At 65.0% G+C, this 17,621-nt stretch carries 15 protein-coding genes; 11 read left to right on the plus strand and 4 right to left on the minus strand.

Going from position 1 to position 17,621, the window contains the following annotated elements; translation table 11 throughout:
• The first annotated feature begins 147 nt into the window (after positions 1 to 147).
• From AB4089_RS21795 to AB4089_RS21825, 7 genes are all read left to right on the plus strand, one after another.
• A complete protein-coding gene (locus AB4089_RS21795; RefSeq protein WP_441411359.1) occupies positions 148 to 1,650 on the plus strand; it encodes a xylulokinase in 1,503 nt (500 codons plus the stop codon).
• Positions 1,634 to 3,004 (plus strand): iron-containing alcohol dehydrogenase, encoded by a 1,371-nt coding sequence (locus tag AB4089_RS21800; protein WP_441411360.1) that lies wholly within the window; start codon positions 1,634 to 1,636, stop codon positions 3,002 to 3,004. The genes AB4089_RS21795 and AB4089_RS21800 overlap by 17 nt, the downstream gene beginning before the upstream one ends.
• Positions 3,005 to 3,233: 229 nt before the next feature.
• Positions 3,234 to 4,985 carry a glycerol-3-phosphate dehydrogenase/oxidase gene (locus AB4089_RS21805; protein ID WP_441411361.1) on the plus strand — a complete coding sequence of 584 codons (1,752 nt, stop codon included), beginning with the start codon at positions 3,234 to 3,236 and terminating at the stop codon, positions 4,983 to 4,985.
• A gap of 424 nt (positions 4,986 to 5,409) precedes the next feature.
• Positions 5,410 to 6,822, plus strand: a complete 1,413-nt coding sequence (eat, locus tag AB4089_RS21810; RefSeq protein ID WP_441411362.1) for an ethanolamine permease — start codon at positions 5,410 to 5,412, stop codon at positions 6,820 to 6,822.
• Positions 6,823 to 6,996: 174 nt separating this feature from the next.
• Positions 6,997 to 7,821, plus strand: coding sequence for an HAD-IIA family hydrolase (locus tag AB4089_RS21815; protein WP_441411363.1), 825 nt, complete (start codon positions 6,997 to 6,999; stop codon positions 7,819 to 7,821).
• A 93-nt stretch (positions 7,822 to 7,914) separates the two neighbouring features.
• Positions 7,915 to 8,598 (plus strand): hypothetical protein, encoded by a 684-nt coding sequence (locus AB4089_RS21820; RefSeq protein ID WP_441411364.1) that lies wholly within the window; start codon positions 7,915 to 7,917, stop codon positions 8,596 to 8,598.
• Positions 8,599 to 8,642: 44 nt separating this feature from the next.
• Complete coding sequence (locus AB4089_RS21825; protein ID WP_441411365.1) at positions 8,643 to 9,410, plus strand: GntR family transcriptional regulator; 768 nt, start codon at positions 8,643 to 8,645, stop codon at positions 9,408 to 9,410.
• 169 nt (positions 9,411 to 9,579) lie between these two features.
• Here the strand turns inward: AB4089_RS21825 and AB4089_RS21830 are convergent, their stop codons facing one another.
• From AB4089_RS21830 to AB4089_RS21840, 3 genes are all read right to left on the minus strand, one after another.
• Positions 9,580 to 10,266, minus strand: a complete 687-nt coding sequence (locus AB4089_RS21830) for a TM2 domain-containing protein (protein ID WP_441411366.1) — start codon at positions 10,264 to 10,266, stop codon at positions 9,580 to 9,582.
• Positions 10,267 to 10,399: 133 nt separating this feature from the next.
• The gene (locus AB4089_RS21835) at positions 10,400 to 10,786 is read right to left on the minus strand and encodes a PLDc N-terminal domain-containing protein (RefSeq protein ID WP_441411367.1); all 387 of its coding nucleotides are present in this window, start codon (positions 10,784 to 10,786) and stop codon (positions 10,400 to 10,402) included.
• A gap of 97 nt (positions 10,787 to 10,883) precedes the next feature.
• Complete coding sequence (locus AB4089_RS21840; protein ID WP_441411368.1) at positions 10,884 to 11,330, minus strand: hypothetical protein; 447 nt, start codon at positions 11,328 to 11,330, stop codon at positions 10,884 to 10,886.
• Between the two features lie 481 nt (positions 11,331 to 11,811).
• Here AB4089_RS21840 and AB4089_RS21845 point away from each other — a divergent pair, with 481 nt between their 5' ends.
• The 4 genes from AB4089_RS21845 (at position 11,812) to AB4089_RS21860 (ending at position 16,292) form a co-directional block, all read left to right on the plus strand.
• Positions 11,812 to 12,747 carry an alkaline phosphatase family protein gene (locus AB4089_RS21845; protein ID WP_441411369.1) on the plus strand — a complete coding sequence of 312 codons (936 nt, stop codon included), beginning with the start codon at positions 11,812 to 11,814 and terminating at the stop codon, positions 12,745 to 12,747.
• A gap of 309 nt (positions 12,748 to 13,056) precedes the next feature.
• Positions 13,057 to 14,499: an APC family permease gene (locus AB4089_RS21850; protein ID WP_441411370.1), complete on the plus strand. Its 1,443-nt coding sequence runs from the start codon at positions 13,057 to 13,059 to the stop codon at positions 14,497 to 14,499.
• Positions 14,496 to 14,942: a hypothetical protein gene (locus AB4089_RS21855; RefSeq protein WP_441411371.1), complete on the plus strand. Its 447-nt coding sequence runs from the start codon at positions 14,496 to 14,498 to the stop codon at positions 14,940 to 14,942. The genes AB4089_RS21850 and AB4089_RS21855 overlap by 4 nt, the downstream gene beginning before the upstream one ends.
• Before the next feature lie 3 nt (positions 14,943 to 14,945).
• On the plus strand, positions 14,946 to 16,292 hold the full coding sequence (locus AB4089_RS21860) for a dipeptidase (protein WP_441411372.1): 1,347 nt from the start codon (positions 14,946 to 14,948) through the stop codon (positions 16,290 to 16,292).
• Here AB4089_RS21860 and AB4089_RS21865 read toward each other — a convergent pair whose 3' ends face one another.
• Positions 16,293 to 17,432 (minus strand): aminopeptidase P family protein, encoded by a 1,140-nt coding sequence (locus AB4089_RS21865; RefSeq protein ID WP_441411373.1) that lies wholly within the window; start codon positions 17,430 to 17,432, stop codon positions 16,293 to 16,295.
• Between the last annotated feature and the right edge of the window lie 189 nt (positions 17,433 to 17,621).

Raw genomic sequence — 17,621 nt, forward strand, 5'->3', positions numbered from 1 at the left:
CTGCTGCCGAGAGGCCCGATCCGGGCGGTCGGCTCGATGAGTTGACGGATTACAGAACACACCTCTACTCTAGTTATTAGACGTCTGACGACTAGCGCAGATGAGATGGCTTCGGGGGAAGGCCGCTGGGATACAAAGGAGTATTTCATGGGATATGTAATCGGATGTGATCTCGGGTCGCAAAGCGCCAAGGCGGTGCTCATGTCGCCGGAGGGCGACATCGTCGCAACAGCAAACACTGGCTACGCAATGGCGCATCCGCACAGTGGCTGGGCTGAACAGGACCCGGCGCATTACCGGAACGGCATCGCCTCAAGTGTCCGCGCGGTGCTGGCCCAGACGGGCGTCAAGCCGGCCGACGTGGCACACATTGGGCTCTCGAGTCAGGTGGACGGCGTGGTTCCCATTGACGGGAACATGCGCCCTCTGCGGCCGGCAATCATCTGGCTTGACCGGCGCGCGACCGAGCAGGTGGCCCGGCTCGGCCGCGCGATCGATCCGGACCGGCTGTTCGCCCGGACCGGGCTGAACCTGGACGCCTCGCATACCGGGCCCAAGCTCATGTGGCTGGCCGACAACGAGCCGGAGGTTTACGCCCAGGCGGCGTCGCTGCCCTCGGTGGGAGGCTACGCGGTCGCGTGGATGACCGGCCGGTCCATTCAGGACCACGCCAACTCCTCCTCGTCGCTGCTCTACGACGTCGTGGCCCGCGACTGGAGCGATGAACTCATCGACGCGGCCGGACTCGACCGGGCAAAGCTCCCCGAGATCGGCCGGGCCACCGACGTGGCCGGCACGCTGACCGCAGAAGCCGCCGAAGCGCTCGGCCTGACCACAAACTGCGCAGTCGTCGTCAGCACAGGCGATGACCACGCCGCATGCCTGGGCGCGGGGGGTGTCCGCCCCGGGGTGGTCGTCGACATCCTGGGCACGGCCGAGCCGGTCGGCGTCTCGAGCAACTTCCCGGTCTTCGACGAGACAAAACTCGTCGAAACGCATGCCCACGCGGTCGACGGCACCTACCTGATCGAGAATCCCGGCTTCGTCTCCGGCGGCAACACGTTGTGGTTTGCCAAAAAAGTGTTGGGCATCAGCCAGCAGGAGTTCTTCGATCGCGCCGCCCAGTCGGAGCCGGGGGCCCGCGGGGTCCGCTTCATCCCGGCATTGACCGGATCGATGGCGCCACGGTGGAACGACGGGCTGCGCGGGACGTTCTCCGGGCTGTCCATGAACCATGACTCCGCCGACATGGCCCGCGCGATCATCGAAGCGAACTGTTTCGCGTTCCGGGACATCTACGACCGAATCGACGCCATGGGCCTGGCCCAGTCGGTCCGGGTCGTCGGCGGCGGAGCCCGCAGCGCGCTGTGGCTTTCGGCGAAGGCGACCCTCTGCGGCACGCCGATCGCCAAGGTGCTGACCGAAGAGACCAGCGCAACGGGTGGGGCACTACTCGCCGCCGTTGCCGCAGGGACCTTCCCCAGCCTCGAATCAGCAGTCGACTCGGTGGTGGAGCTTGATCCGGCCACCATCGATCCCGAACCAGCCCACGCCGAGGCCCTTGAATCGGCCTACCAGGAATACCGCTCCCTTTTCGACGCAGTTGAATCAATCCCCCAGAAGGAATCATGCTATGACGCTCTCGTCTGACCTGGACCACTACCTCACCCACCCGCTGGTCGGCCTCGACCAGGTCGTCATCGGCCCCGACGTGCTGGACTCCGTCCGGGACATCGTCGCCGCCCTGCCGGCCCACAACAACATCGCGCTGCTCACCGACGAGGACGAGTACACCACCGGCTCCGGCACGTTCCTCAAGCCCGCCGTCACCGGTCTCCTGGAAACCCTCGGCACAGTGACCAAAGTGGTCCTCCCCGGCCACGTCCACGCCGACGAAGCGACGGTCAGCGCCGCGACTGCCGGCTGCGAGGACGCCGACGTTGTCGTCACTATCGGCTCGGGCACACTATGCGACATTGGCAAGGTCGCCGCCGGGAACCGGCCCCACGTCGTCGTACAAAGCGCCGCCTCTGTCAACGGCTTCGCCGACGACCAGTCCGTGCTGCTCATCAACGGCGTGAAGCGCACCGCCCACTCCGGCTGGCCCAGCGCCCTGGTAGTGGACAGCAACGTCCTCGAGGGCGCCCCGGCCCTGCTGAACCGCTCCGGCCTCGGCGACATGATCTCCATGTTCACCGCCCCCGCGGACTGGTATCTGTCCTCCCTAGTCGGGATGGACCGGGGCTTCTCAGCCGAGGCCGCGACGATGACCCGCCGCCACGGCGCCGAACTCCTGGGCCTGGCCGAAGGCGTGGGGGCCTCCGATCCCGATTCCCTGGCCACCTTGGCCAAGTTCGTGACCCTCTCCGGCATCTCGATGGGCGTCGCGGGACAGACCTCCCCCTCCTCCGGGATGGAACACGTCGTGAGCCACATGCTGGACATGGCCAACGCCGCCCGGGGCAAGGACACCGCCCACCACGGCGCCCAGGTGGGCGTAGCGACCGTCGTTGTCGCCATTCTGTGGCGAAAGATGAACGAGCGGCTCTGTGCCGGAAACATCGATACCCTCCGGCTCCCCGAAGCAGCGGACGCGGAGCGCACGGTGCGGGAGGCCTTTGACTGGATGGATGAGGCCGGCGCCACGAGCAACGAGTGCTGGTCCGACTATTCCAAAAAGCTTGAGCACCTTCGCTGGGTCGACGCCGGAGCGAAAATCCGCGAAGCGGCCGGATCCTGGCCTGCCCACGCTGAGGTGCTTTCGGGCCTGCTGGGGGCCCCGGAAGACATTGTCGCGGCGCTGCGCGCCGCCGGCGCGCCCACCCGGTTCTCCGAGCTCGAAAACCCCAGCAAAGAGGACGACGTTATCTGGGCCCTCACGAACTGCCACCTCATGCGCAACCGCTTCAACATCGCCGATCTCGCCTACCTGACAGGCTCCTGGACCAAGACCGATGTCCTGGCTGCACTGTCCGAGGCAGAACGGATCGGCGCCGGCCTCTAACCCCCGGCACCACCCGCCGCGTTTCCGGTGCACTACCCGGCGTCCCGGGAACGCGGCGCGCCCCGGCAGCCGCCGGCAAGGACCACGCGGTCCACCGGCCGGCCTGATGACCTTACATGAGCACAACCAATACCTCGCAAAACAACAAGAATTTTTATTCGTCAGACGTCTAACGGATAATCCCTATTGAAACCTGCCTGCGAAGGCAGGCAGACCCTTGGAGGCCAGAATGAGCAAGTCCGCCACTCCCCCCGGAACCGGGCGACTCAACATTGCGCAACGCGAATCAGCCCGCGCTGCGATGAAGTCACAGGTGCTTGACGTGCTTGTTATTGGCGGCGGCGTTGTCGGCGCGGGTGCGGCACTGGATGCGGCATCGAGAGGACTCACGGTCGGCATTATCGAGAAGAGCGACTGGGCCAGCGGGACCTCCAGCCGGTCCTCCAAGTTGGTTCACGGGGGAATTCGCTACCTTGAGCAGCTCAACTTCAAGCTGGTGAAGGAAGCCCTTGTGGAGCGCGGGCTTCTCTTGCGAAGAATCGCACCCCACCTGGTAAAGCCTGTCTCGTTTCTCTATCCCGTCACCACCCCGTTGATTGAGCGGCTGTACGTGGGTGCCGGGATGGCCCTGTATGACCTGTTCAGCTATGCAGGCGGCCGGCACCCGGGCGTTGGATTGCATCGTCACCTCAGCCGCAAGCGTGTCCGGGCTGAACTGCCGGGCCTGAACCGCGCTGCTTGCCGCGGAGGAATCAGCTACTTTGATGCCCAGGTCGATGACGCCAGGCTGGTCACAACCATCGTTCGCACTGCGGTGTCACGGGGCGTCCATGCCATGAATCGCGCCGGCGCCGTGGAGATCTTGCCCGGCACCGGCAGCGCAAACCATACGGTGCTCGTCTCGGATGAAGAGACAGGCGAGCGGTTCGAGGTGCAGGCACGCTCCATCATCAATGCCACGGGTGTGTGGACTGCCGAATCGCAAACCATGATCGGCATCGACTCTGCAGTGGAAGTGACCATGTCCAAGGGCGTTCATATCCTCGTTGACCGTGATCGTTTCCCGTCACCGATGGGATTGATCCTGCGGGCAGGGGCCAGCGTCCTTTTCGTCATCCCCTGGGGGAACTACTGGATCATCGGCACTACCGACACGCCTTGGGACCTGGGAAAGACGAACCCCTCCGCCACCTCCGCCGACGTCCAGTACCTGCTCGATCATGTCAACAAGGTGCTCGAAGTCCCGATCGTCCACGAGGATATTCTCGGCGTCTACGCCGGACTCCGCCCGCTGGTGAAAGGCGCGGCAGGCTCCACGGCGCAGTTAAGCAGGGAACACGTGGTTGACGTGCCCCGCGAGGGCATCGCGGTCATCGCCGGCGGCAAACTCACCACCTACAGGGTCATGGCAAAAGACGCTGTGGACGCGGCGACTAAGGGGCGGAGTACTGCCCGCCCGTCGCAAACGCTGGACCTGCCCCTTCTCGGCGCCGAGAAATTCGTTGCCGCCGATGTTGAACGCGTCTGCGCCTACATGCTCGAAACCCTCGGGATGCCACCCAGTCACGCAGCACGCTTGGTCGGTCGCTACGGAAACATGGCGACAGAGGTCTTGAAGCCTGTGGCTGAGAACCCTGTGCTCGGGCTGGAGATTTGCGGCGGTGGCGGCGCCCTCCTGGCAGAAGCGCTATACGCGGTCACGCACGAGGGCGCCCTTCACCTGGAGGACATCCTTGAGCGCCGCTTGCACATTTCCATCGAATCCAAGGACTTCGGCGAAGAGGCCGCGTCCGAGGTCGCCCGCGCCGTGGCCCCGGCCATGGGTTGGACTGCACAAGAGGTCGACGACGARCTGGAGCACTATCAGGAATTTGTGCGTCTCCAGCGGGAAGCGACCTCTCTACCCAACGATTTCTCTGCCGATGCCGTCATGAGGAATGCCACGCCTGCCGCTCACGCGGCGGCCGGCGTCCGCTTGTAACCACCGCGGTGCCGGGCCCCTAATGTTCAAGCCCGGCATCCCGCGGTCCCGCCGGCCAGCTCCCGGTGACGTCGCTGATTCACTGGCTTCGCCGACGCCGCTGACGTCACCATAAACACCACCACTCCGGGCAGAACCAATCCCGGTAAACTCGTGAAGACTTTCTCTTGTTAGACGTCTAACGACTTGGTATGCTTGATGAAGAGGCCACGAAGGCCCGTTCCGGACAAGTTCCCTGCCGAAGACGTCAGAGAAGAACCAGGCCGCCGCCCGCCGGCAGCCGTTCGTATCACCCCGGCGCCGGAACGTTGATGTTCCAGCCGCCACCCAGCCACGGATTGTCCCCGGGGCTTCCTCGCCAAAAATCAGACGGTCCATGTCCCGTGGTGCCGATGATTGATACAACCCGCAAAGGAGCAGGTCAGTGTCACAAACAGTTGCAACTCCCCCCGTGCAGGCGGAGGGCAAGAAGAAACACCTCACCAAGGTTGCAGGACCCGTACTGCTGTGGGGCATCGGCGTCGGCGCCGTAATCTCCGGCGACTACTACGGTTGGAACGCAGGCCTCGGACTCACCGGCTACTGGGGCTACCTGATCGCGATCGCCATCATGGGCCTGCTCTACGCCGGCCTCTCAACGGTCATCGGCGAACTGTCTGCAGCAGTACCGCATGCCGGCGGAGCCTACGCCTACGTCCGCACAGCCCTCGGCCGGGTCTGGGGATACCTCGCCGGGGTGAGCGTTCTTCTCGAATTCGTATTTGCCCCGGTCGCAGTGGCGCTGACCGTCGGCGCCTACGTCCAGGTCCTCTTCCCCGACGTACCGATCCTGGTCAGCGCCGCGGTCCTCTACATCGGCTCCACGGTGGTCCACCTGCTGGGTGCCGGTAACTCCATGAAGATCGAGTTCGTGTTCACTGCCGTCGCGGTCATCGGCCTCATTGTCTTCATGGTCATCGGTGCTCCGAAGATGTCACTGGATAACCTGAACGCCTACTCCGGCGGTGCCATCCTGCCCAACGGCATTGGCGGCCTCTGGGCCACCCTGCCGCTCGCCGCCTGGTTCTTCTTCGCCATCGAAAGCCTCCCGATGGCGGCGGAAGAGACCAAGAACCCCGCCAAGGACATCCCCAAAGCCCTGATCATGGCCTTCATCACCCTCGCCGTGGTCGGCATCGGCACCCTCACCGTCGCCGCTGGCGTCGGCGGGTCCGACTTCCCCGGAGCCGCTGCCCCGCTGACCGTGGCCCTGTCCAACGTCGTGGGCTCCCAGACCTGGATCGTCCCAGTGATCGCCAGCTTCAGCCTCGCGGCCCTGGTCGCCTCATTCCACGCGATCGTGATTGCCTACTCACGCCAGACCTTCGCGCTCTCCCGGGCCGGCTACCTGCCGGCATGGCTGTCCAAGCTCAACAAGCACCACGCCCCGATCGGCTCGCTCGTCGTCCCCGGCGTCGTCGGCTTCGTCTTCGTCGTCCTCGGCGCCACCATCCTCCCGGACGCCATCCCGGTCCTGGTCACCCTGTCGGTGCTCGTCGCGGCCGTGTCCTACATGCTGATGATGGCGGCGGCTCTGGTGTTGCGGAAAAAGCGCCCCGAGCTGCACCGCCCCTACAAGGCCCGCGGCGGACGCGTCACGATGTGGATCGCCCTGGTCCTGGCCGGGATCCTGATCCCCGCCGCCCTGGTCAGCTTCCCGCTCGCATTCGTCATCGCCGCAGTCATGGTGGCCCTGTTCATGGCCTACTACTTCGCCGTCGGCCGCAAGCGGGTCGGCAACTACACCGCCGAAGAAGAACTGGCACTGACCGATCACGCCCTGACCGAAGAAGCCTGACCCAACAGGTCTGACCGCCCGGCGGGGGCCGCTGCAACCCAGCAGCCCCCGCCCGGCACCCCACCGCCTTACCGTACAAACGTTTCAGCAAGACCGCATCCAAAACTTGAGTCGTTAGACGTCTAACGTTAGACTTGTATTAGAGGCTCCACAAGAGCCGAAAGGAGGGCAAAGATGCCCGTTCAACTACTGGCCAAAGAAGAAGCGACCCGGACCGCGACAACCCCGCTGTACCGGGGCTACGCCTTCGACCTGGACGGCACCCTGTATCTCGGTGATGACCTCATCGAGGGCGCGGACGCCGTCGTGGCAGCGCTGCGCGAATCCGGCGCCCGGGTGGTGTTTGTGACGAACAAACCCCTCGAGACCGCCGAGGCCTACGCGGCGAAGCTGACCAAGCTGGGCATCCCGGCAGTTGCAGAAGATGTGATCTCGGCCCTGGACGCCCTGACCCTGTACCTGGCCGACCGGCATCCCGGGGCCCGGGTCCTTGCGGTGGGCGAGCCGGTCCTCATCGACTCGCTGCGCCGCGCCGGGTTCACCGTGACCGAAAACCCGGCGGAGACCGACGTCGTGGTCGTGTCCTTTGACCGGACCTTCGACTACGACAAACTCACCAGGGCATACCAGGCGGTCAACGCCGGCGCCGTCATCGTGGCCACGAACCCCGACCCGTACTGCCCCACCCCGGACGGAGGCCTCCCCGATTGCGCAGCCATGCTCGCAGCAATCGAGGCCTGCACCGGCGGCCGTGCCGAGGCGATTGTCGGCAAGCCGAGCGTCCACATGGCCAACGCCTTCCTGCACCGGCTCGGAGTTCCGGCCGACCAGGCCGTCATGGTCGGTGACCGGCTGCTGACCGACGTCGCCATGGGCCTGAACGCCGGCATGGCCTCGGCACTCGTGATGTCCGGGGCGACAACGAATGACCATCTCGCCGCTTCAACGATCCACCCAACCCACGTCCTCGACGACGTCCGCGGGCTCATCGCAGCCTGACCGCGCCGGGGCACCAAGTACCTAACAAGCCCAAACCTTCAACGCCCAACCCCGAATACGTTCCACACCAAACACCAAGAAAGAACCAGAACAATGTCTGAATTCATCTTCATGCTCACCCACAACGACCGCACCGTCGACAACGCCCTCGAGGTTCTCGAGCAGGTCAAGGACACCGGGCTGCGCCACATCGGTTTCAAGGACGTCGGCGCCACCCCGGAGAAGGCCCGCGAGCTCACCGCCGCCGCCCACGCCGCAGGACTCGTGGTCTACCTGGAGATCGTCTCGGTGGACAAGGCCGACGAGATGAACTCGGTCGACGCCGCCATCGCCGCGGGCGTGGACTGGATCGTGGGCGGCAAGTTCGCCGCCGAGGCCATCGACAAGCTCGCGGGCACCGGCATCAAGTTCGCACCCTTCCCGGGCCGCGTCGCCGGGCACCCCAGCGCGCTGCTGGGCACCATCGAGGAGATTACCGCGCACGCCGCCGAACTCTCCAAAATGGATGGCGTCCACGGTGTGGACCTGCTGGCCTACCGCCACGCCTCCGTTGACCCGCTGGAACTCACCGCCGCCGTCGTGAAGGTCGTTGACGGGCCCACCATCGCCGCGGGCTCAGTCGTCACCGAGGACCAGATCCGTGGACTCGCCGAAGCCGGCGCGTGGGGCTTCACCATCGGCGCGGCCATTTTCGACGGCAAGCTCCCCGGTGAGAAGGATGTCGTGTCCCAGGTCCGCACCGCGCTGGCTTTCGCGTACGACGGCGCCAGGGTCTAACCCCGCCGCCAGTACACTGGAATCATCGTCACAGGGAGGACACCATGGCAAGTCGCCGGCCAAATCTTGCAGAACAGGTTCGAGATGAACTCACCGAGCTCATCAGCAACGGCACGTATGTGGTCGGCGACCGGCTCCCCAACGAAGACGAAATGTCCGTGAAGTTCGCCGTCAGCCGGGCCACCGTCCGCGAAGGCTACCGGGCCCTGATCGACGCCGGGTACCTCTCCCGCCTCCACGGCAAGGGAACCTACGTCACCCGGGTCCCGCAGCGCCACGCCCTGGACCTAAACGTCAGCTACACCGCGATGATCCAGGCCGCCGGGTTCACCCCCAGCATCCGGATCATCTCACAAAGCGTGCAGCCCGCCGACGACAGCGACCGAGCCCGGCTCCACCTGGACCGCGGAGCCGCGGTCGTGGTCGTCGAACGGGTCCGGTTCGCCGATGACCGCCCCGTCGTCTACAGCGTGGACCGGGTGCCGCTGGCCCTCGTGCCCGAAGCGATCCGGGGCAACCTGGGCCCGTCGCTGTTCGACCTGCTCGAAAACCTCAATCACGGGGTCAGAAACGGCCGGGCCAAGCTCCTCCCCGTCCTCGCCGGACCCCCGGAAACCGCGCAACTGCAGGTCAAGGACGGCGTCCCTCTGCTCTACTTCGACGAGGTCGACTACGACGAGAACGGCACACCAGTGCTCGCCTCCTTCGAATGGCACACCAGCGACGTCTTCGAGATGTGGCTCAACCGGCGGGCACAACCGCCAGCGCAACGTTTGGAGAACGCACCGGCTCTTACTGAATCGCGGTCGTAAATCCACCCCGAATAACTGCCGAACAACGGCCGGTCACGCCCACAGCGTGCCCGGCCGTTCTCATTTGGGTTCCGTCCGTGGGCGGCACGGTGGGGGCCGGCTGATTCGGCCATGGACGCGCCACATGGAACACTCGGGCGCACCTCCCGCGTCGGCCCATAGCGCACAGCTACCGGGGAAGCCGGTATTCCGCGGCCGTGAGGTGCCAGAGGGTGCCCGTAGTGCTGATGATCAATGTGTAGATCCCCGGCCGCAGGGTGACGCCGATCGCCCCGGCACGGGCCTTGACCAGGGCGAGAATGGTGAGGGCGGGTCCTTTCGCGGGCTGGAGGTAGACGACGGCCGGCCCCGTGAAGGTGTACTCAATGTGGAGGTTGCCGGTGACCGTCACCACCGGCCCAGGGGGTTTGGTGGCGGAGGCCTCCGCTACGGTGACCAACTCTTTCACCGGTGGCGGCGGGGCCGGGTTCAGCAGTTCGTTCAGGCCGGTAACAGTGGCCGTGATTGTCCCGGTGACGGGGGCCGCGGTGACGTAGACCACCGCACCCACGAGGGCGGCGGCCACGGCGATCGAGGCCAGGCGCAGGCCGCGGCGCTGGGAGTTGGTCCCCAAAAGTGGCATGGATGCACCGTCTGCGGCGAATTCGTTGGTGATCCGGAACAGGTCAATGAGCCACCAGATGCCCGCTCCCCCGAGTGTCAACAGCTTCAGGGTGCCGGTGACAGGCTTGTGAAGGTAGAACCGGTCCGCGCCGGTGAAGCCAAGGAACAACGCCAGCAACCAGGCGGTGCGCAGGGAACGACGCGGCGGAAGGTCGCGTTCGAAGAAGAGCCCGTACTGCTCGGTCAGGGGCACATATCGATTTTCGAACATCCGGAACGGGAAAGTCCACGGTCTTCCGGCCTAGTGAGGATCCCCCGCCCGCGTTCGCATACCTTGGATTGCCGGGCCTTGATCAGTGTCTCGGCCCCGTAGGATTTCATGGCTGTCAGGCCAGTACTTTGCCCTTGATCTTCTCAAACTCCTCAGCGCTTATAGTCCCGGAGTCCCGAAGACCCGTGGCCTTGGTGATCTCCTCGCTCGGACTCGCTGTAGCGACGCTGCGAATGTAGGCATCCGAGGCCTCCCGGTTCGCCCGTGCCCGTTCCATGGACCGCTCCGTCAATCCCTTGCCGCGGGCAATCAAGTAGACCAACACGCCCAGCAAGGGCACGAAGACCAGGAAGAGGATCCAGAGGGCTTTCCACCAGCCACTCAGTTGGTCGTCGCGGAACAGGTCGCCGATGACTACGAAGAACGCCCAGAGGAAGGCGATGACCGCGTAAACGACGAAGAACCACCAGAAAATATCCCAAAAGTCTTCCCAGAAACTCATGTCAACTTCCCTGCTTTCGGTAAGAACGCTGTTGTACGGGAACTCGGCCTGGGCGGGTCCGAGGCTGGCAGCTGGCCTCCCGGGAGAGGCCTGGGAGTCAGCATTTGGTCGCCGTCTGGAGGTCGCTGACTGCGGCCTGGACGTTGGCGGCGTCGTCCCGCAGTGAGGCGGCCGCCTGGGTCAGCGTGGCGTCATCCGGGACGGCTCTGACGGCCGCGTCGAACTTGTTTTCTGCCGTCTTTAGGGCGTCCATCTCGTCTTTGGCCACGTCCTGGCCGGCCTTGACCAGGTCGTCATAGGTCTTCGCGACCTGTTCTCGTGCCGATTTGATCTGGTCTATCGTGGCGCCCGGTTTTAGTGTTTGTTTGAAATTTGTCAGGGACGCGGCGAAGGCGCTGGCAGCAGCGCAGGCCTGCGAAACGTTCTTCTCCGCTCTGGCGCTGCTGACGCTGGTGCCGGGGCTGGATGTGCCGCAACCGGTGAGCAGTGCGATGGCTACTCCTGCTGCGATCGGTCCTGCAAGGATCGGGCGTGCTCTGGACACTGGGGGCTCCTTTCCGAAGTGGATTGCGGCAGCCGGACCCGCCACACGCAAGTCCGACCATTGTCTGCCCGTACCGTGGGCGGGGACCTCATCCGGGGAAGATGATCCGGTCATGGCAGCGCCCTGAATCCGGCGGCCCATCCATGAACTTCTCTTCAGGGAAGGCCGGTTTTATGCCATGATCACACCCGGTACGTGGTTTCAGCGCTGTCGATAGGTTCCCGGGTCTCCCGCGTAGTCCGGTGGTTCGCAGGGCACGCCAACGACTGATAGAAAGCCAGAACCGATGAGCCGGAATGTTTCAAATTTCCTGGGGTTGAACCGTGCGGCACGGCGGCCGGCGGTACTGCTTCTGGCTGCCATCCTCGCTGTTGCGGCCACGGCCTGTGAGCCCTCAACGCCGGGAGGCGGACCCTCGCCGGGCCAGAGCACAGCAACGTCCCAATCCCCACGGCCCCCGGGGAAGCCCGGTCACGTCTTCGTGATCAACCTGGAGAACAAGGACTACGACGACGTCTGGGGCGCCAGCTCGGCGGCCCCCTATTTGTCGAAGACCCTGCGCTCGCAAGGCGTGCTGCTCACCCAGTATTACGGGACGGCGCACAACTCCAATCCCGACTACCTGGCCCAGATTTCCGGACAGGGCTCGAACGTCATGACGCGCATCGATTGCCCGATATATGCCAAGTTCAAACAAACCGGTGTGTCCGAACTGGACCAGGTGCAGGGCATCGGTTGCGTGTACCCGGCATCGGTTCCCACACTTGCAGGACAACTCACTTCCGCCGGCAGGACCTGGAAGGGCTACATGGAGGACATGAGCACTCCCTGTCAGCACCCCGAGCCCGGCTCCAAGGACGACCACCAGCGCGCAAAGGTCGGCGACCAGTACGCGACACGCCACAACCCGTTCGTATACTTTGAGGAAATCACGTCGTCCCCGGATTGCCAGAAGAACGTTGTAGACTACACGCACTTCGCTGATGACCTGAAGTCCTTGGACACGACACCGAATCTTTCCTACATCACCCCCAACTTGTGCAATGACGGGCACGACACCCCCTGCGTCGACGGGAGCCCGGGCGGCCTCGAAAGTGCCGACAGCTGGCTGCAGCAGCAGATCCCGGCCATCCTGGACTCCCCAGCCTTCAAGCAGGACGGGGTGTTGGTGATCACCTTCGACGAATCCGAAAGCAATACCTCCGGTCCGCCAGGGGTCCCCGGAGGCACGGCGGGAGGCCGGGTCGGCGCGCTGGTGCTCTCGCCGTTTACCAAGGGGGGAACGACGTCGGACAGGATGTACAACCACTTCAGCCTGCTCGCCAGCATCGAGGACATCTTTTCAGTACCCCGGCTCGGATACGCGGGAGCACCCGACCTGAACAGCTTCGGCCCGGACGTCTTCAACGCCGGGTAAGCGCCAATGCCGGCGGCTCTCCCGGCATTTGCCTTTCCCGATCCTGGGCCCTCGTCTAACATCACCGCGGTGATCACCGACCTGCTCTGGAAGCGCACCCGAAACCGCGCAAATTAGCACCCCGGGGACCCCGAGTATAGAGGAGATGGAGACTGGTCCCAGCGAATTCCGAGGTCCATGCTGTAAATACCGAGCACTTTGTGTGATAGGGGGCAGGGGCATGTTCAAGCAGTTGACTGTTCGCCCCAGGCGCTTTAGCTCCGCCTGGCCCGTGGAAGATACCAGGGGACACCCAAGGGTGTGGCTTACGTGAGCGAACAGGCAGCGACCCTGCCGAAGGCGCCGCCGGCCGTGTGGATCTCCTGGGTGGCTCTGGCGCTGATGACCACCAGTTCGGTGGCCAGTCTCCGAGCGGCCCCGACCATGGCCGTCTACGGTCTCGCTTCGGTGTTCCTCTACGTGGTTCCCGCGATTGTCTTCCTGCTGCCCACCTCCCTTGTGTCCGCTGAACTGGCGTCCGGATGGAAGGGTGGCGTCTACAACTGGGTCTCGTCCGGAATCTCCAAACCTATGGGCTTCCTGGCGGTGTGGTGTCAGTTCGCGATGACGATTTTCTACTATCCGACCCTGCTGGGGTTCGTCGCGAGCACGCTCGCCTACGTCTTCAACCCGGCGCTGGCCAGCAGCGGCGTGTGGACGGCCTTGGTGATCGTGGTGTTCTACTGGGCCGGCGTGTATGTCTCATCCCGCGGCACGAAGGGTGTGGCAGGCCTGGCCAGCGGCGGCCTGATCATCGGCACCCTGATCCCGGGCGCCCTGCTCGTCATCCTGGGCATGGTCTTCCTCGGCCAGGGCAATCCGTCCGCCGCTCCGATGACCGCGGCAAATTTCTTCCCCGAGTGGGCCGGACTGGCCAGTCTGGTGCTGATCGTGAACAACTTCCTGTCCTACAGCGGCATGGAGATGAATGCGGTGCACGTGTCCTCCCTGAAGGATCCGGCCAAGGAGTACCCAAAATCGATGTTCCTGGCCATGGGTCTGGTACTGCTGATCTTCATCCTGCCGGCTCTGGCGATCAGCTGGATCGTCCCGGCCGATGAGCTCTCCCTCACCGCGGGGGTCATGCAGGCCTTCGACGCGGTGTTGGCGTCCTTCAACATGCAGGGCCTCACACCGATCCTCGGCATCATGCTGGTTGCTGCCTCCCTCGGCGGCATGCTGACGTGGCTGGCCGGTCCGTCCAAGGGCTTGCTGCTGATCTCGCGTGAGGAAGGCTACCTCCCGCCGTTCCTGCAAAAGCTGAACAAGAACGGCATCCAGCAAAACCTCCTCGTCGTTCAGGGGCTCGTCACCACCGTGATCGCGCTCGGCTACGCGCTGATCCCGGATGTCTCCAGCGCATACTGGATTTTCTCGGTGATCACCACGCAGGTCTACCTGATCATGTACCTGCTGATGTTTGTGGCCGCGGTCCGGCTCCGCCGCAACGACCCGGACCACCCGCGTGGCTACCGGGCGCCGATGCTGATCGGGCTGTGCGGCGTCGGATTCGCAGCCTCCCTGGCAGCCCTGCTTGTCGGGTTCGTCCCGCCGTCGCAGTTCGGCAACGRCGATCCGCTCATCTATTTCCTGATCGTCGGCGGCGGCGCACTGGGGCTCGGCCTGCTTGTGCCGTTCCTCTTCTACAGGTTCCGCAAGCCCTCCTGGAAGCTGCCCGACCAACAACCGCAGACGGAGCTCCCGAAGTCATGAGCACGCAGACTGAGTCCTCAACCAGGCGCGGCCGATCGGTCATCTACATCGTTTCCATCATCCTGCTCGTGATATTCGCCCTTGTCGCACTGCTGAACTTCAGGTCGGCGAGGGAGACGCAACAGTCCCTGGCGAAGGCCGACCAGCTGATAGCGGCGATCGAATCGGCCGGAGGGACGGCACCCTCACGCGAGCAGATAGCCCGGGTGCTAGGCGACGACGGCGGCGCGGTCTGCGCGAATCCGAACGGCGCGCTGAGCCGGGCCACCTTCCTGAGCCAGCTGACGAACGGGACAACGGGGCCTGGGAACAGGCCGGTAATCGCGAACGCCCGCGTCGCCATCGGTGAGCTCGCGATTATCAAGATCTACTGCCCGGACCAACTGGCTGAATTCCAGCAGTTCATCGATGGCCTCAAGACGTACCACACCGGTGGTGCGTGAGCCGTGGACCTGCGCGCCCGCATCACCGATCTGATGCCTCCGGCATGGGAGGAGCTCGCCGAGTTGGTGGCCATCCGGTCGGTGGCGGATGCGCGGCAGTTCCCCGCGGAGGAGTGTGCCAGGGCTGCGCAGTGGGTGCTGGACAAATTCGCCGGGCTCGGATTTTCCGACGTCCACCTGGAGCGGACGCCGGACGGCTCTGACGCGGTGGTCGGCTCGAGGCCGGGGGCCAATCCCGATGCGCCCACCGTGCTCCTCTACGCGCACTACGATGTGCAGCCACCGCTCGATGATTCGGCATGGCGCACCCCGCCCTTCGAACTCACAGAGGTCGACGGCCGCTGGTACGGCCGGGGCGCCGCTGACTGCAAGGGCAACATCCTTGCCCATCTGCTCGCACTCAGGGCGCTCGGCGATGATGTGCCCGTGAATTTGAAGCTGGTGGTCGAGGGGTCGGAGGAACAGGGCACCGGTGGGCTCGAAGCGTTCGTCGCGAGCCACCCGGACCTGCTCCGCGCCGACACCATCCTGGTCTGCGACACCGGCAACGCGGCCGTGGGACACCCCGCTGCGACCGTGACCCTGCGCGGGATGGTCAATGTTGTGGTAACGGTGGAGGCGATGGCCTCCGAACTCCACTCCGGCATGTTCGGCGGTGCAGCCCCCGACGCGCTCGCGGCGCTGATCTCAATGCTGGCATCCCTCCGGGACGGGCAAGGCAACACTACGATCACCGGACTGGACAACACGCAGACCTGGGCCGGCGCTCCCTATCCGCCCGAACAGTTCCGATCCGACGCCGGCGTGCTCAACGGAGTCGCGCTGTTGGGAGACGGCAGCGTGTCGGACATGCTCTGGGCGCGACCGGCCCTCACCGTGCTCGGCATCGATTGCCCGCCGGTGACCGGCTCGACGGCGGCGATCGTGCCGCGGGCATCCGCACGTATGAACCTGCGCGTCCCGCCAGGCATGGCCGCCGCCGACGCCCACACGGCGCTGGCTGACCACCTCCGGGCCGCCGCTCCCTGGGGAGTCCATGTCACGGTGGACCTGGAGGCCATCGGGTCACCCTTTCAGGCAGCAGTCGGCGGGCCGGCCTTTGAAGCCATGAGCGCCGCCATGCTGAGGGCCTACGGGCGGCCCATGGTCGCCCTGGGGCAGGGCGGATCGATTCCACTGTGTAACGTGTTCGCCGACACTTACCCGGACGCGGAAATCATCCTGCTCGGGGTCGAGGAACCCCTCGCCCTCATCCACGCACCGAACGAGAGCGTCGATCCGGCCGAGATCAGCGCCCTGGCCGAGTCCCTGGCCCTCTTCCTCGAGCACTACGCAACCCTGTCCCGCTAGCTAGTGGACGATCCTCATCTCGTGCGAGGTCTGGTTGAGTCGCCGTCCGCCGTCGGGAACGACCGTCACAATGTCCTCGATCCGCACACCGAACCTGCCCGGCAGGTAGATTCCGGGTTCGATCGAGAAGCACATGCCGGGGTGGAGGATCTGGGTTTCGCCCTCGACCATGTACGGCGGCTCGTGAGTCGTCAGTCCGATTCCGTGACCGACCCGGTGAATGAAGTAGTCGCCGTAGCCGGCTTCAGTGATCACCGCCCGGGACACGCGGTCTATCTCCTGGCACTCGACGCCGGGCCGCACGGCCTCGAACCCGGCCTGCTGTGCATGTCTGACGACGTCGTGAACCTCGCTTTCCTCGGCGGTGGGTTCGCCGACGTGCACAGTCCGGGTCGTGTCTGATCCGTAGCCGTGTTTGAGGCCGCCGAAGTCGAGCACCACCATGTCGCCGTCCTCGATGATCCGCGGGCCGATCTCGTGGTGCGGGTTGGCGCCGTTCGGACCTGAACCGACGACGGTGAAGTCCACCTGCGAATGACCGAATTGGCGAAGCAGGTCCGCGAGATCAGAGCCGACGTCGGTCTCGCTGCGCCCCGCGAACCGCACGTTGACAATCTCCTCGTACGCCTGGTCTGCGGCCGCGCCGGCCGCCGCCAGCCGCTCGATCTCGTCATCATCCTTGATCGCCCGAAGCATCGGCAGGGCGGTCGTCATCGAGACGTAGGAGGACTCGGGCAGTCGATCCTGCAGGCCGAGGAGGTGCATGGCCCAGGCAGAGTCAGAGACGGCATAGCGTCCGGTTCCGGCCATCAGCGTCGCAGATTCCGTGTAGGGATCGCTCCCGTCGGTCCAGTCGGTGATCCGCAGAATCGAGGCGCCGGCGGCCGCTTCCGCGTCGGGCCTCTCAAGCTTCGGAACGATCATGGCAGGCTCCGCGTCGACGGGAATCACGAGCATGGTGATGCGTTCGGTGATGGCCACGGGCGCATACCCCGTCAGGTACAGGAGGTCCGGCCCGGGAGTGACCAGGATGCCGTCGAGCCCGGCATCCTGGGCGGCGTGGGCTGCTCGCCGCAACCGCTCGGCGAAGTCATCGGCGGTGAACGGAGCCGGCTCGGAAAGGCTGCGATGATCAGTCATGGTTCGCATTTTCGTGCGCGGGGCATCTCTGGTCAACCCATCGAGTTGACTCATCAAAGATGCCCGCGTAGCGGTTTTCGAGGAATCATCTGAGAATGCCCGCGTGGCGGCGTGTCCGTCGGGGGTGGTGTCCGCCGCTTCGGCAGTGTGAGCCATGGAGCTTTCGATGAGTGAACGCAAGGCTGTCAC

Origin of the sequence: Arthrobacter sp. 2MCAF15 (assembly GCF_052115605.1) — a bacterium.
Classification (GTDB): domain Bacteria; phylum Actinomycetota; class Actinomycetes; order Actinomycetales; family Micrococcaceae; genus Arthrobacter.

Excerpts from the sequence above, each read along its gene's own strand:
- AB4089_RS21795 (WP_441411359.1), top strand. The coding sequence starts at position 148 with ATGGGATATGTAATCGGATGTGATCTCGGGTCGCAAAGCGCCAAGGCG.
- AB4089_RS21800 (WP_441411360.1), top strand. The coding sequence starts at position 1,634 with ATGACGCTCTCGTCTGACCTGGACCACTACCTCACCCACCCGCTGGTC.
- AB4089_RS21815 (WP_441411363.1), top strand. The coding sequence starts at position 6,997 with ATGCCCGTTCAACTACTGGCCAAAGAAGAAGCGACCCGGACCGCGACA.
- AB4089_RS21820 (WP_441411364.1), top strand. The coding sequence starts at position 7,915 with ATGTCTGAATTCATCTTCATGCTCACCCACAACGACCGCACCGTCGAC.
- AB4089_RS21825 (WP_441411365.1), top strand. The coding sequence starts at position 8,643 with ATGGCAAGTCGCCGGCCAAATCTTGCAGAACAGGTTCGAGATGAACTC.
- AB4089_RS21835 (WP_441411367.1), bottom strand. The coding sequence starts at position 10,786 with ATGAGTTTCTGGGAAGACTTTTGGGATATTTTCTGGTGGTTCTTCGTC.
- AB4089_RS21855 (WP_441411371.1), top strand. The coding sequence starts at position 14,496 with ATGAGCACGCAGACTGAGTCCTCAACCAGGCGCGGCCGATCGGTCATC.
- AB4089_RS21865 (WP_441411373.1), bottom strand. The coding sequence starts at position 17,432 with ATGACTGATCATCGCAGCCTTTCCGAGCCGGCTCCGTTCACCGCCGAT.